At 42.9% G+C, this 14,434-nt stretch carries 12 protein-coding genes; 10 read left to right on the forward strand and 2 right to left on the reverse strand.

Going from position 1 to position 14,434, the window contains the following annotated elements; translation table 11 throughout:
• The first annotated feature begins 236 nt into the window (after positions 1–236).
• From U2718_RS22920 to U2718_RS22930, 3 genes are all read left to right on the forward strand, one after another.
• On the forward strand, positions 237–2,102 hold the full coding sequence (locus U2718_RS22920; RefSeq protein WP_342002486.1) for a cyclase family protein: 1,866 nt from the start codon (positions 237–239) through the stop codon (positions 2,100–2,102).
• A 348-nt stretch (positions 2,103–2,450) separates the two neighbouring features.
• On the forward strand, positions 2,451–3,947 hold the full coding sequence (locus tag U2718_RS22925; protein WP_342002487.1) for an aldehyde dehydrogenase family protein: 1,497 nt from the start codon (positions 2,451–2,453) through the stop codon (positions 3,945–3,947).
• Positions 3,948–4,242: 295 nt separating this feature from the next.
• Complete coding sequence (locus U2718_RS22930) at positions 4,243–5,547, forward strand: acetyl ornithine aminotransferase family protein (protein WP_342002488.1); 1,305 nt, start codon at positions 4,243–4,245, stop codon at positions 5,545–5,547.
• Between the two features lie 89 nt (positions 5,548–5,636).
• Here U2718_RS22930 and U2718_RS22935 read toward each other — a convergent pair whose 3' ends face one another.
• The gene (locus U2718_RS22935) at positions 5,637–5,777 is read right to left on the reverse strand and encodes a hypothetical protein (protein ID WP_342002489.1); all 141 of its coding nucleotides are present in this window, start codon (positions 5,775–5,777) and stop codon (positions 5,637–5,639) included.
• A gap of 248 nt (positions 5,778–6,025) precedes the next feature.
• Between U2718_RS22935 and U2718_RS22940 the strand changes: the two genes are divergently transcribed.
• Together U2718_RS22940 and U2718_RS22945 are read left to right on the forward strand one after the other, a co-directional pair.
• Positions 6,026–7,789, forward strand: a complete 1,764-nt coding sequence (locus U2718_RS22940; protein ID WP_342002490.1) for a choice-of-anchor I family protein — start codon at positions 6,026–6,028, stop codon at positions 7,787–7,789.
• 257 nt (positions 7,790–8,046) lie between these two features.
• Positions 8,047–8,958 carry a DUF1338 domain-containing protein gene (locus U2718_RS22945; RefSeq protein WP_342002491.1) on the forward strand — a complete coding sequence of 304 codons (912 nt, stop codon included), beginning with the start codon at positions 8,047–8,049 and terminating at the stop codon, positions 8,956–8,958.
• Positions 8,959–9,251: 293 nt separating this feature from the next.
• On the opposite strand, the gene U2718_RS22950 is transcribed toward U2718_RS22945, so the two are convergent.
• Positions 9,252–9,614 carry a hypothetical protein gene (locus U2718_RS22950; protein WP_342002492.1) on the reverse strand — a complete coding sequence of 121 codons (363 nt, stop codon included), beginning with the start codon at positions 9,612–9,614 and terminating at the stop codon, positions 9,252–9,254.
• A 293-nt stretch (positions 9,615–9,907) separates the two neighbouring features.
• On the opposite strand from U2718_RS22950, the gene U2718_RS22955 reads away from it, so the two are divergent.
• The 5 genes from U2718_RS22955 to lptB all read left to right on the forward strand — a co-directional run bounded on the left by U2718_RS22955 (position 9,908) and on the right by lptB (position 14,359).
• Positions 9,908–11,062 carry a DUF58 domain-containing protein gene (locus U2718_RS22955; protein ID WP_342002493.1) on the forward strand — a complete coding sequence of 385 codons (1,155 nt, stop codon included), beginning with the start codon at positions 9,908–9,910 and terminating at the stop codon, positions 11,060–11,062.
• A 230-nt stretch (positions 11,063–11,292) separates the two neighbouring features.
• Complete coding sequence (locus tag U2718_RS22960) at positions 11,293–11,658, forward strand: ferredoxin thioredoxin reductase catalytic beta subunit (RefSeq protein ID WP_342002494.1); 366 nt, start codon at positions 11,293–11,295, stop codon at positions 11,656–11,658.
• 112 nt (positions 11,659–11,770) lie between these two features.
• Entirely contained in the window at positions 11,771–12,169 is a 399-nt protein-coding gene (locus tag U2718_RS22965) for a DUF309 domain-containing protein (RefSeq protein ID WP_342002495.1), read from the forward strand.
• An 808-nt stretch (positions 12,170–12,977) separates the two neighbouring features.
• Positions 12,978–13,484 (forward strand): LptA/OstA family protein, encoded by a 507-nt coding sequence (locus U2718_RS22970; RefSeq protein ID WP_342002496.1) that lies wholly within the window; start codon positions 12,978–12,980, stop codon positions 13,482–13,484.
• Positions 13,485–13,630: 146 nt separating this feature from the next.
• Positions 13,631–14,359: an LPS export ABC transporter ATP-binding protein gene (gene lptB, locus U2718_RS22975; RefSeq protein WP_342002497.1), complete on the forward strand. Its 729-nt coding sequence runs from the start codon at positions 13,631–13,633 to the stop codon at positions 14,357–14,359.
• Positions 14,360–14,434: the final 75 nt, after the last annotated feature.

Genomic DNA, 14,434 nt, shown 5'->3' on the forward strand with positions numbered 1-14,434 from the left:
TTGTAAATAAAAGAATAAGTTATCGAATTAACTTAAGTAAATTTAACCAAACCTTAGTCACAAATTATCTGATTAGCTGCTAACCTATTAATAATTCACTTTTTGCTGCAACATTTGAACCCTCTAAAACCTTTTTCATGTGTTTTGGAGGGATTCTTTATTTTAAAGATGAAAGTGTACAGACCACTTCAAATACGAAGCCTTTATACTTAACTTTGGTAAGCTAACTAGCGTCTATGGATTGTGATGCAAGAGTGTTTCCAAAGAAAATCTGCTCTGTTATAGATACTGCCAAATCATACTTGCTCAACCAAGTTGTAGCTAAAGCCAACGAGATCGATACTAACCCAGATATTTTAATGGGTGCGTTGCGCGGTCTGGGAGAATTGGGTTTACTAGCATTGCGCGTTCCACGTCATTGGGGTGGAAAAGAAGTTAGCGAAGCAACTTTTGGTGAATTTCAAGAACTGATAGCGCGGTATTCTGGTGCATTAGCTTTCCTACAAACTCAACACCAAAGCGCTGCTAGTATGCTTGTTGCCAGCAGTAATTCCTCTGTTCGAGAAACATATTTACCTCGGATGGGGAATGGTGAAGTTTTAGTGGGCGTAGGCTTTTCTCAACTGCGACGTGAAGGTGAACCGCTAACTATTGCGGTACCAGTACCAGGAGGATATCAACTAGACGGAATTGTACCTTGGGTAACTGGATGGCGTATCTTTCAGGATTTTATTATCGCTGCCACATTACCGGATGATTGTGCTGTTTTTGGAGTTGTGCCTTTTCAAGAAACCGAACAAGAATCGGGAGGTAGAATAACATTTACCCCCCCAGCCCAACTGGCAGCAATGACATCAACTAATACTGTCACTGCAACCCTAACTCGCTACTTCTTACCTCAAGAACTTGTAGTTGCTATTAAACCTGTTGGCTGGATTCATGAAAACGACAAAAACAATGTCCTCCGCGCTACCTTTCTAGCCACAGGTTGCGCTCTTGCTGGTCTAGATATTATTGAGTCTACCGCACAGACTAAATCCTTGAGAGCGATCGCCAAGTCTTTTGCATCTCTTCAGCAAGAACTAAGTAACTGTCGCACCGCCATTCATCAAGCACAACAAAATCCTGGTTTAGAACTGGAAAAAAAATTACAACTGCGAGCTTGGGCAATTGATTTGGCGACACGCATAGCTCATGCAGCTGTTACTGTTTCCAGTGGTGCTGCTAATTATTTACATCACCCAGCACAACGTGTATATCGTGAGGCGTTGGTGTTTACTGTCACAGGACAAACTAGTGCTGTGATGGAAGCGACGCTAGAGAGGTTAACGCGCAGATGGGGAGAGGAAGAGGATGCGGTGACGCGGGGAGGTGGAGACGCCGAGAATTTTATTGCTGCGTCCAAAAGTATTACTTACTCGCAAATCATTCACCTCAGCCATGTCATTGACTCTGATATACCCCAGTGGCAAGGAGATCCGAGCGTAGAGTTTGAGACTGTAGCAGAATTAGACAAAGATGGTTATTACCTCCGGCGTTTTTCTTTGGGGGAACATAGTGCTACCCATATCAACGCTCCTAAAAGTTTTCACAAGTTTGGTTTAGGCATTGATCAATACCCTGCCAAATCCCTTGTTGTACCTGCGGTGGTAATTAATATTAAACAACAAGTAACAGTCAATCCAGATTATACGCTGGCGATCGCAGATATTTTGGCATGGGAGAAACAGCATGGAGAAATTCCACCTGATAGCGTTGTCTTACTATATACAGGATGGCAAGAAAAATGGAGCGATCGCATTGCTTTCATGAACCAGGATACTCAAGGAAATATGCATTTTCCTGGTTTTGGTAAGGATGCAATTCAATTTCTTATCAATGAACGTCAAATAGTTGGAGTTGGAATTGATACTCATGGTGTGGACTCAGGGCAAGATACAACTTTCGCTACCAACACTCTGGTATTAGAGAAACTACGTATTGTCCTAGAAAACCTCACTAATTTGGATCAATTGCCACCGAAAGGGGCTACCCTCGTAATTGGGATTTTAAGATTACGAGATGGTTCTGGTTCTCCCGTTGGGGTAATAGCCTTAAGCTAACTTTTTAAGTAGGTGTACATAAATCAAATGTAAAATGCTTATCCCCAGAAACTAGATAGGATAAGCTTTTTTCCTTCTGCCTACCTACGCTCTTGCGCGCAGCGACTTCTGCAAGTAGCCACTACCAACGGATACGCCGTACCTACCCTACCCTGCGGGAACCCCTTTCGGGGAACGGGAACAGCTTCGCTGAACGGAAGCCGCTAGCTAACGCAACGCCTGACGGCGAACGCGTCTACCGCGTCTACGTGTCTACTGCCATCTGCCTCCTGCCTTTTAGAAAACCAGCCACAATTGCTACAATTTAGTACAAAAGTTCCAGCCTATCAGTCGGAGTGCTGAATATTTATGACTACTCCGCTCATTTGCAACAACTATATCAACGGTCAATGGCAAGGTGCTGCATCTTCAGCTACTCTAGAAAGCCGCAACCCTGCGAACAAGCATGAAGTAGTTGCTACCTTCCCGCGTTCTACAACAGATAACGTCAATGCAGCAGTAATCGCTGCTCGCCAAGCTTATCGTAATTGGCGACTTGTCCCCGCTCCAGCTAGAGCAGAATACGTTTTTAGAGTTGGGGAACTACTAAGTAAATATAAAGAAGAATTAGCACAATTAATTAGTCGGGAAATGGGTAAGCCCCTTGTGGAAGCACGGGGAGATGTGCAAGAAGGTATTGATTGCGCTTTTTATAGTGCGGGTGAAGGACGGCGGTTGTTTGGGCAAACTGTACCCTCAGAAATGCCCAATAAATTCGCCATGACGGTACGGATGCCCATCGGTGTTTGCGCCCTGATCACTCCTTGGAATTTCCCGATCGCGATCCCATGTTGGAAAGCGATGCCAGCTTTAGTGTGCGGCAACACCGTCATTCTCAAACCAGCGGAAGATACTTCTGCTTGTGCCACTAAACTGATCGAGATTTTTGCTGAAGCTGGTTTGCCACCAGGAGTTGTTAACTTGGTGCATGGAGTAGGTGAAGAAGTAGGAAAAGCCTTAGTTGAACATCCCGATGTGGATTTGGTATCGTTTACAGGTTCTTCTGAAACTGGTGCAGAAGTCGGTGCTACCTGCGGGCGCACTCATAAGCGCGTGTGTTTGGAAATGGGTGGGAAAAATGCTCAAATAGTCATGGAAGACGCAGACTTGCAACTTGCCCTTGATGGTGCAGTTTGGGGAGCATTCGGTACTGCCGGGCAACGATGCACCGCTACAAGTCGCTTGATTCTGCATCGGGATATCAAGGAAAAATTTACCACCATGCTCAAAGAACGTGCCAGTAAGATTCGCTTGGGCGCTGGCACCGATCCTAATACCGAAGTTGGGCCGATAATTAATGAAAGGCAACTGCAACGAGTAAATAAGTATCTAGATATTGCCCGTGAGGAAGGAGCAACAGTATTAATTGGTGGAGAAATTGCTCGCAAGGGAGAATTACAACACGGTTACTTCTTTGAGCCGACAATTCTCGACAACGTTACGCCCCAAATGCGAGTTGCCCGTGAAGAAATATTTGGGCCAGTGGTAGCTTTGATAGAGATTAGTAATTTTGAAGAAGCGATCGCTATCTTAAATGATTCAAACTACGGTCTTTCCTCTTCAATTTACACCCGCGATATCAACCGTGCTTTTGCTGCCATGCGCGATATTGAAGCCGGAATTACTTATATAAATGGCCCTACTATTGGAGCAGAGGTACACTTACCCTTTGGCGGTGTGAAGCATACTGGTAACGGACATCGCGAAGCAGGCACCACCGCTTTGGATATTTTTACGGAATGGAAAACTGTATACGTAGACTTTTCCGGCAGCCTACAACGTGCTCAAATTGACAATCGGGAATAGTTAGACAACTCTAAAAGGGAATAGGGAACAGGGGTTTTGGGATAGAGATTTAAACTTACAGAGCGCATTTTAAGTTTTACATTTAGGACTTACCCAAAATTTCTCTCAAAGCCTCTTTCCCCGTGTCCCCTGCGCTCTCTGTGGTTTATTCTTCCATAACTCAACTCGTACGTAAGTTCTTTTGCAAGCTACCCATTACTATAATCACGAGCCAAAATAGAATCAAATACTACTGCAAACGCTTGTAAATCAGCGTTAATTTTGAGTAGCAATTATTTCAAAATTCTAAAAAACAATGTTAAGTATTTCTCTAAATAAAAATTTACCACGATCGCCTCGTTTGGTAACTTCTTTACCTGGCCCCCGTGCAAGGGATCTTGTGGAACGCGATCGCGCTGTAACTTCTCCTTCCTACACCCGCGATTATCCTTTGGTTGTGGCTCGTGGTGAAGGTTGTATGGTGGAAGATGTGGATGGCAACATCTTTTTAGATATGACGGCGGGAATTGCCGTCACTGCCACAGGACACGCTCACCCGGAAGTTGTGCAAGCTATTCAAGAGCAAGCTGCGAAGCTGTTGCATATGTCGGGTACTGATTTTTACTACGAGCCGATGGTGAAATTAGCAGAAAATTTAGCTAATCGTGCTCCTTTCCCCAATAATGCGAGAGTATTTTTTACCAATTCCGGTGCGGAATCTAATGAAGGTGCAATTAAACTAGCAAGATATTACACCGGACGTTCTCTGATTGTTGCCTTTTTAGGAGGATTCCACGGACGCACCTACGGGGCAATGTCTTTAACTGGTTCTAAATCAGTACAAAGAGCAGGATTTGGCCCTCTTGTTCCAGGAGTAACGCATATTCCCTACGGTACTCACGCTAGTTTAGATTATCTAGAAAAATATCTATTTCCGGCAATGTTACCACCCCATGAAGTCGCAGCAATTATTGTTGAACCAATTCAAGGTGAAGGCGGCTACCTTGTGCCGGAGGATGGATTTTTACAGCGCATTCGCCAAATATGCGATCGCTATGGCATTCTCATGGTAGTCGATGAAGTACAATCGGGGATGGGGCGCACCGGACGCTTGTTTGCAATTGAGCATTGGGGTGTGATGCCCGATATTATTACTACAGCCAAAGGTATTGCCAGTGGATTGCCTTTAGGAGCAATTATTTCTCGCTCGGAAATTATGACTTGGCCTCCAGGTTCCCATGCTACTACCTTCGGTGGTAATCCCGTTGCCTGTGCTGCTGCTCTTACTACCCTACAACTTCTAGAAACGGGCTTGATGGCAAATGCCTCTCACATGGGAGAACTATTGCAAACTGGCTTGACTCAGTTGCATGAGTCGTTTCCCAGAATTTCGCTGCCACGGGGTAAAGGTTTGATGGTAGCAGTAGATTTGCTGGATGAGGAAGGTAATTTAGATTCCAAATTGCGCGATCGCATTATCCAAGCAGCTTTTTTACACGGTTTATTGTTGTTAGGTTGCGGCAAGGCTGCGATCCGCTTCTGCCCTCCTTTGGTTATCGATAGCGACCAAATTCAGATAACTCTAAGTATTTTCAGGGAGATATTAAGTAGTTTAGAGTGAAAATTTACAACTTGACTAGTCATTCTAAAATTGGAGCAAGCCAACACCCTTAAGAGTGCGGCTACACGGACAAAGCCAGCCTATGCAGCCTATAACTCGTAGGCTGATCTAAATCGTATTGACAGCGATCGCAACTCAATCTGGGTTCGGGCAATATACTTAAAATCTTCACTAAAAGATATTTTGCCCGATGGTAGCAAACACTGAATAAATTCAAGTTTGATGTACATTTTCTATAAAGAATAAGTAAAAATACGGCTTTTTTACCTTTAGTTAACCTAAATTAAATTTTTTCTTAATATTTAATCGGTATTTTTCAAAAGTAACTGTAATCGCTACTCGATGTAATTCCAGCTAATAAATTCCCCAAAGTGCTGAGTGGGTTGTTTTTTCATGCTCTCAATTTGGGGTTAGGGATAAATCGTATCTAAATCTAATTGGCATTTCTCAGCCAAGCGTTCAATTATTTCCGAAAATCATGACCATTAACATCAAAAAGCTTATCGGTTTAGTTGCTCTATCTGCTGCTTTATTGGTAGCACTGGCAACTCCAGTCAATGCAGTTTTGCTCCAACCTATTGGTACTTACAGCACAGGTTTATTTGATGCTGGGGCTGCGGAAATTCCTACCTACGATCCAAAGACTCAACGTTTATTTGTAGCCAATGGTGCTAGTAACACTATTGATATCATCAGTATCAAAGAGCCTACTAATCCTTCTTTGGTATCAGCAATTGATATTTCTCGCTTTGGTAGTAGTGTTAATAGTGTCGCTTTTAATAACGGTATACTGGCAGCAGCAATCGATGCGGATAATCCACAAGATCCAGGCAAGGTGGTATTTTTTGATGCTAATGGGGAAGTTCTTCAATCTGTGACAGTGGGAGCAATACCAGATATGCTGACTTTTACACCGGATGGCACCCGTGTATTAGTGGCAAATGAAGGTGAACCAAGTCAGAGTTATGACGTTGATCCTGAAGGTTCAGTTAGTATTATCAATTTGTTTGGTTCGAGTCCTGGTAAAAAACCTGCTGCTGTAGTGCAAGGGCAAATTCTCAATCCTGATCCCAACATTGCACGGCGTTTCAATCCTAGTGTAGCAAATGTTAGCTTTACTAAGTTTAATAGCCAGATTGATAAACTACGTGCTGCTGGGGTACGAATTTTTGGGCCAAACGCCACGGTAGCACAAGATTTGGAGCCAGAGTATATCACTGTTGCTGATAATAGTAACAAAGCCTGGGTAGTCTTGCAGGAGAATAACGCGATCGCAGTTCTCGATTTAATTAATAATGAATTTACCGACATTATCCCTTTGGGCTTTCAAGATCATAGGTTAGGAGAAAATGCCCTCGATGTTAGCGATCGCGATAGCGTCATTAACATTGCCAACTGGCCTATCTTGGGTATGTACCAACCCGATGGTATTGCATCCTATAAAGTTAGGGGTAAAACCTACATTGTCACCGCTAACGAAGGTGATGCTCGTGATTACGATGCTTTTAGTGAAGAGGTGCGAGCTGGTAATAATAGATATCAGCTAGACTCCAATGTTTTTCCCAATGCTACCGAACTCAAGCGTCCAGAAAATTTGGGTCGGTTGACTGTTACTAACACTCTAGGTGATGTGAATGGGGATGGGCGATTTGAGCAGATATATTCGTTCGGATCTCGCTCCTTCTCGATTTGGGAATGGGATGAAGCTAACAACAAACTTAGCCGAGTTTACGACAGTGGCAGTGAATTTGAACACATCACAGCCCAAAGATTCCCTAACTTCTTCAACTCTAACCACGTGGAGAACAGTTTCGATACCCGCAGTGATGACAAAGGGCCAGAACCAGAAGATGTGAAGATTGCTAGAATTAATGGTCGCTTCTATGCATTTATCGGATTGGAACGTATCAGTGGTGTAATGATTTATGATGTTTCCGATCCCCACAAATCCTTTTTTGTCAACTACTTCAACAATCGTAACTTTAATGTGCCAACAAACTTCGGCGATCAAACTAACCCAGCTGTGGGAGATCTAGGTGCAGAAGGTTTGCTGTTCATCCCCGCTACAGATAGCCCTAATCGCCAGCCATTACTGGTTGTGGCTAATGAGGTAAGCGGAACAACAACTCTATTTTCCATTGATATTCCCAGAGAGAGAAGATCCTTTAACCAGCCTGGATTGATTTTTGGCATCATGGCCTTTGGTTCCATAGGTATCTGGAAATTCAAATGGCAACGCTAGATTTGGAATGGGGCATCTTACCTAAGCCTATTGCAAATATCTAGAACTATCCCTTTCAAGATGTGGCGTTGCATAATCAAGTGATGAATAAACTTTATCTACTGTGCAACGTTCACACTGTTCCTAATTCAATTAGAGAAAAGTATGGTGGGAAATTGTATTGCCATCTTGTCCTTCCTCAGTGCAGAATTTGTGATTGAAATTCCTATGAAACAGAAATTCTGCGCTAGTGTTGATACATGAATTAGGGTGTCCCTATGAAGCGTCTACTTGCCCATCACCTTTGGGAATTGCTTTGGCAAGAATATAGCACCAGGGTAAGTTATGCTCAAACCTACGCAAAGATGATAACCAATGCTGGTGGAACTATCGCTAATGATCATATCGCCTTTCGGTCTTTGCGCTTAACGGTGGATAGTTCACATGGTAAGGTGAACCTGGGAATAGACTATCTAGCTCAACTTGCCGAAGCTCTAGGTTATGAAGCAGCAGGAGAGTATACTTTTCCAGACAGCCATCTTTACGCTCGTCATTATCGCCATCCTCAACAAGAAGAATTTGATTTGCCCAAGTTGTTTATCAGCGAGTTGATTGTGGATGAACTGCCAGAGAAGACTGCACAACTCATTCAGAAAACAGTGTCGGGCGTAAATCTATTTAGCTTTTCAGCCATATTTGATACATACGGTCATGATCGCGATCGCCTTGCCAAAGAACTGCAAAAAGTTTTTACCTATCATTGGCAACCTCCCCATCGCTCTGTGATAGAAGAAGTTAGTAAAGTCACTCAGTATGGTGCTTGGGTGCTGCTGCACGGTTATGCAGTCAATCACTTTACAGGCTATGTTAATCGGCAAAACACTCCAGAGTATCCAGATATCGATACTACAGCTCGTGGTTTAGCTAATTTGGGTGTACCGATGAAAGCCGAAATTGAGGGTGATGTTGCTTGTGGTTTGCGGCAAACGGCAACGCAAGCAGTGACTGAATACGTGACAGTCTTAGATGATATTACGGATACGGAAATTCAAATTCCCTGGACTTACGCCTATTACGAAATCGCCCAACGTTATATGGTGGAAGTAGAGCCTGGTGAGTCAGTTCTGTTTGATGGTTTTTTGGGAAAGAATGCCCAGCAGTTGTTTGAAATGACTCGTGTAAACAGGTAAGGATTGGTTGAATGTCGCTGCCGTCGCGTCTCTACATAGACTTCTTACTTAATTACAACCACAGATGGACACTGATAAAATCTGTGTTTATCGGTGTCCATCTGTGGTCGATTTATTTAAACTAGAACGTGCGAAGTTACGAAATATTAAACCGCAGAGGACACAGAGAACACGGAGTCACGAGGTTTTTGGAGGGATTGTACGTCAATCCTATATACTAATTTGACCAGATGGCATTAGCTGACAGAGGGCTTGATTCATTACCTGCATTCCCTCATGAGTGCTATCTTCCATCAACTGGAAAGCTTTTCAAAACAGTTGATACGACAGCGCAAAAATCCAGGATAAAAAATAGCTGTATCTAATTCTTTAGTTTCTATAAATTGCTGACGCTGCAATGGGGTGAGAATCTCTGACAAGTAGGCTTCAAAGATTTGCGGCGTAACTACCATCTGCCCCCCAATCCGAAATCGGGGTACTTCACCAACGCGAATGTGAACAGAGATTTTACGGGCATGGGCATCACGCATCATCTGCTGAATAGAAGGAAATGGTATCGGGGTTTGTCCTATTTTCCCTAAAAGAAAGTGATTTGGTGGTGGTAGTGGCACCGAAAGTTTTGAAGTCCCAACTTGGGACACGATCTGGTCTTCCATTTCTGTTCCCTCTGGCAATATAAATCACATATAAATTTTCACTAACGGTTTGCATTAAGTTTAAAAATAACAATTTAAACCGTGTAGTTACTTAGATTCTAAATCTTCTCCGTTAATCTACTCATTTTTGAGATTGACTTCATAAAATCTTCAGAAAAACCTTTATTTGTATGAGTTTTAAGCGTAATTGAGTTAGTCTTAAAAGTAAATATTTAGCTATTATTGATTGTTTCGATTTTTGAATACAAGTATTATTTTCAACTCACCATCGTCTGCTTAATTGTGTATAAACTATGAAAATTATTAAACCTATTACTACCTGGTTAGAGATTTGTGCTAGCACCCCTGCATATGGTGGTTGGATATTAGTGGGAATTGCTATTTGTTTTTTTGGAGCTGGCATCAATACAATGGCTGGTTGGCTTTACGTTATTAGTGGCGTCAGTTTTGCTTTGTTGGGTGTAGCAGCTGTTTTACCACCGCGATCGCTCGTGGGTTTAGTTGTCAAACGGCATCCGATTGAGCCAATCACAGCCGGAGACAGTTTGACGGTTGAATTAGAAATCATTAATTCCAAAAAGCAGCCTGTGAGCTTAATCCAAGTTACAGATGTGCTCCCTTTCGTTTTAGGGAAACCACAACAGCAAGCAATAGAAACAATTCCTGCCCAAAAAAGCTACCGTTGGATCTACTATCAACCCACTGTGCGCCGGGGAGTTTATCGCTGGCATACAGTCGATTTGGGCAGTGGTGCGCCTTTGGGATTATTTTGGTGTCGCCGCCAGCGTGATTGTGCAGCCACTGCGATTGTGTATCCTACGGTGCTACCCCTCACAAATTGTCCCCTCATCGATGAAATTGGGCAAGAAGACAGCCTCAAAGGCGATCCCTGCGGTAAACCATTGCAGACAGCAAACGAAGGACTTGTGCGATCGCTACGTCCATATCGGATCGGCGATCCCATGCGTCTAATTCACTGGCGTACCAGCGCTCGCTATGGAGAGTTACGATTGCGAGAGTTAGAAATGATGACTGCCGGGCAAGACACGATTATTGCCCTTGACAGCTCTGCCAACTGGGAAGAAGACAATTTTGAGCAAGCAGTAATTGCCGCAGCCTCACTGTATTTTTATGCACGGCGACAGCAAATACAAGTACAACTGTGGACAGCATCTACAGGTTCAATTAAAGGCCATCGTGTGGTTTTGGAAGCCTTAGCAAAAACTAATTCAGGTGAAGATGCCATCAATGAATGCCCTAAAAGTAACCCCGTAATTTGGCTCACCCCAAATCCCTTAACTCTCTGTTTGCTTTCTAGAGGTAGTCGTTGGGTATTGTGGCAAAATTTGACAGCCACACCAGAAAAAGTAGTAATAAATAGAGATAATCCTGGGATTGTGCTGCAAGCAGATCAACCACTGCAACTCCAGCTGCAAAAGCCATACTAGAGTTCATAGCTAGTGCAAATTCAATGAATTCATAATTTCAATGTCAGGCGATCGCAACCATTTAACGTAATCTCTGTTTTGTTTTGCTCCCAGTACGCTTAGGATCTAGGCGAAAATGGAAATTCAGGTAACTTTAGAGGGGTAAAAAGACGGGGAATTCTCCCTAGTTATAGCTCTGTTATGCTGCGGTACAATGCAAAGAAATGTGTAAATTATGAGTAGCCGATCCTATGATTTCACCAGAGGTAAACACAACATCCAGCGATAAAAATTTAGAAGCAATGCGGCATTTTTCTGAACAATATGCCAAGCGCACTGGAACCTACTTCTGTTCTGAACCTTCTGTTACCGCAGTAGTAATTGAAGGACTTGCCAAGCATAAAGACGAACTCGGATCTCCTTTATGCCCCTGCCGTCACTACGAAGATAAAGAAGCTGAGGTAAACGCTGCTTATTGGAACTGTCCCTGTGTACCAATGCGGGAGCGCAAAGAGTGCCACTGTATGCTATTTTTAACTCCAGATAATGAGTTTGCTGGTGACAAGCAAGAAATTTCTCTAGAAACCATTAAACAAGTGCGAGACAGCATGGCGTAAGCAACGCAAGGCTGTAAGCTTTTGGCTTCAGCCCTACATAGAGAACTTAACATTATCTAGAATTAACATCTGCATTGCCAATGCCAGCCACAGTCACCTCACAAGGATTTTTATGAACGAAGATCTGCCCCAGCAATTTTGGCAAGGTATAGATCAGTTTAATGCTGGGCAGTTCTATGCTTGTCATGATACCTTAGAGGCTCTGTGGATAGAAGCAACAGAGCCAGAGAAAACTTTTTATCAAGGAATTTTGCAAATTGCTGTGGCACTGTATCATCTGGGTAACCATAACTTCAGAGGTGCAGCGATTTTGTTGGGAGAAGGTAGCAATCGCTTGCGACGTTATCCATCAGTTTACGGTGGCATTGATGTAGATGAATTATTACATCAAAGTACTGACTTATTGAAAACATTACAACAAACCCAGCTAGAAAAGGTTGCCTTGGCGAAGTTGAGTGAAGAACAAGTCTTAACACTGCCCAAGATTCAGCAAGTTGGGGATAAGGGATAGGGAACTTTTAACAGGGAACAATATAGAGAATATGTAATGAATTTTATTTAAGTACTTACCTTCTGCTCTTTGACTTGAAAGAGGGGTGTAAGGGTGTAAGGGTGTGGGGGAGCCACTGCGGTGGTGAGCCAGCGCTGCGGAGAGAAGTCGGAGCGGCGGCTTCCGCCGATCTGAACTTCGGGGAGGGTTTCCCTCCATAGGCGACTGGCGTAGACGCCGAAGGCGTCTACTGTAAGTAAGGGTTTCCCGGCATAAAGCATGTGGCGTTGTAGGGAAAATACCTTTTTCATACCTGGTAGTGAAACTTGTTTTATAAGGACTGCCCCCTGCCATCTGCCTTTTACTTAACTATCGGGAAAACTCATTAATAACTTTGAATCCTTGTTAGGATAGAAATCCTTATACCAATTCTTTCAAATAACAGCTAAAACTTTTCTCATTAAACTAGGAAGGGTTTTCACTCGGTTTTAACTAAATATCTTGCTTTCGATTCAGAGAGCTAAATTGCTCTAGTGTCTCGTTACCAGGTTGAACCTGGTAAGGGGTGTACCCATTCCCCAATCCTGTTGAGAAGTAATACCAAATTGGCGAGCGGGAGTCTTGTTTCAAAATTTTGGAATAGGCTGTTAATCGAGGATTTTAATCCAAAATCTAAAATCCAAAATTGATATGAAACCTCCAGTTGAGTCAAACGTCAATGATTTTCGTGAGTAGCTATCCTGAAAATGTCCAGCCTATGGATTTAATATCTGGATCGGGTACTTAAGATCATTAGAATACAAACTGAAATCTTAAATCCAAAATTGCTATGAAGCCTTTTTATCCATTATTTCCATCTCCGCTGCGTCGCTTTGGATTAGCCTTGATGCTACCATTTGCACTTGCAGGGGCGATCGCACTTCCCAGTCAACTGCAAACTGCTACCGCACAAACATCAGGACAAACCTCAGGAGAAAATCGCCCTTTAACTATTCGTTCTGACGTGCAAGAGTACGATGCTAAAACTCAAGTAGTAACAGCTCGCGGTAATGTCCAACTTTTATATCCGGCTCGTCAAATTCAGGCAACTTCTGCTCAAGCTCAATACTTTAGTAAAGAACGCCGCATAGTTTTAAGTGGTAATGTTTATATTTTGCAACAAGGTGGCAATAGCATTCGAGGTGAGACTGTCACATATCTAATTGATGAAGGGCGTTTTGTTGCTCAACCTAGAACCGGTCGTCAAGTAGAATCCACTTACGTTGTTAATGACAATGATTTAAATCAAGCTACTTCACCAGCCCCGTCTACAGGAAATTTTAGGCGTTCTAATTAAGACTGACACTGATGTATCATGACTAGTGCTCCCTATTAGTTATTAGTTAATGGTTAAGAGTTCATAGAAATTGTTTACGAACAATCAATCAACGAACTAACAACTGACAATAATGCACTGAGTACATATGAAAAAGGGTGCAGAGAGTGAAAATAGTCTTAGAGAATATTCATAAAACTTATGGTAAGCGAACGGTTGTCAATCGCGTTAATCTTTCTGTTGCTCAAGGTGAAGTCGTTGGCTTACTAGGGCCAAATGGTGCTGGTAAAACGACTACCTTTTATATAGCTACAGGTTTAGAAAAACCGGAGCGAGGAACCGTATGGTTAGATCATCAGGATATTACTAATTTGCCGATGCATAAAAGAGCACGGTTAGGCATTGGTTATTTGGCACAGGAAGCAAGTGTTTTTCGCCAGTTATCAGTGCAGGATAATATCTTATTAGTGCTAGAGCAAACCAATGTACCCCGTTGGGAATGGCCGCGACGACTAGACACATTATTGCGAGAGTTTCGTTTAGAAAGGTTGGCTAGAAGTAAAGGAATTCAACTATCTGGAGGTGAGCGACGCCGAACTGAATTAGCAAGAGCCTTAGCCGCCGGTAGAGAAGGGCCAAAATTTTTGCTTTTGGACGAACCATTTGCGGGAGTTGATCCGATCGCAGTTTCAGAAATTCAACATTTGATTGAACGATTGCGCGATCGCGACATGGGGATTTTAATTACAGATCACAATGTGCGTGAAACTCTAGCGATTACAGATCGGGCTTACATCATGCGCGAAGGACAAATTCTTGCTTCTGGCAATGCCAAAGAACTTTACAATAACCATCTCGTACGCCAATACTACTTGGGTGATAATTTCCAGATTTAGTCATAAGTTACTCGTCCTTAGCTAATAACTTAATGACTAGTGAGCAATGACTCATAACTATTAACTAATGGTTAA

This window comes from Chlorogloeopsis sp. ULAP02 (assembly GCF_038404745.2).
Taxonomy (GTDB): domain Bacteria; phylum Cyanobacteriota; class Cyanobacteriia; order Cyanobacteriales; family Nostocaceae; genus Chlorogloeopsis.

Bases quoted from the DNA above. Each gene is read 5' to 3' on its own strand.
- U2718_RS22920 (WP_342002486.1), top strand. From the start codon at position 237: ATGGATTGTGATGCAAGAGTGTTTCCAAAGAAAATCTGCTCTGTTATA.
- U2718_RS22925 (WP_342002487.1), top strand. From the start codon at position 2,451: ATGACTACTCCGCTCATTTGCAACAACTATATCAACGGTCAATGGCAA.
- U2718_RS22930 (WP_342002488.1), top strand. From the start codon at position 4,243: ATGTTAAGTATTTCTCTAAATAAAAATTTACCACGATCGCCTCGTTTG.
- U2718_RS22935 (WP_342002489.1), bottom strand. From the start codon at position 5,777: ATGTACATCAAACTTGAATTTATTCAGTGTTTGCTACCATCGGGCAAA.
- U2718_RS22940 (WP_342002490.1), top strand. From the start codon at position 6,026: ATGACCATTAACATCAAAAAGCTTATCGGTTTAGTTGCTCTATCTGCT.
- U2718_RS22945 (WP_342002491.1), top strand. From the start codon at position 8,047: ATGAAGCGTCTACTTGCCCATCACCTTTGGGAATTGCTTTGGCAAGAA.
- U2718_RS22950 (WP_342002492.1), bottom strand. From the start codon at position 9,614: ATGGAAGACCAGATCGTGTCCCAAGTTGGGACTTCAAAACTTTCGGTG.
- U2718_RS22955 (WP_342002493.1), top strand. From the start codon at position 9,908: ATGAAAATTATTAAACCTATTACTACCTGGTTAGAGATTTGTGCTAGC.
- U2718_RS22960 (WP_342002494.1), top strand. From the start codon at position 11,293: ATGATTTCACCAGAGGTAAACACAACATCCAGCGATAAAAATTTAGAA.
- U2718_RS22965 (WP_342002495.1), top strand. From the start codon at position 11,771: ATGAACGAAGATCTGCCCCAGCAATTTTGGCAAGGTATAGATCAGTTT.
- U2718_RS22970 (WP_342002496.1), top strand. From the start codon at position 12,978: ATGAAGCCTTTTTATCCATTATTTCCATCTCCGCTGCGTCGCTTTGGA.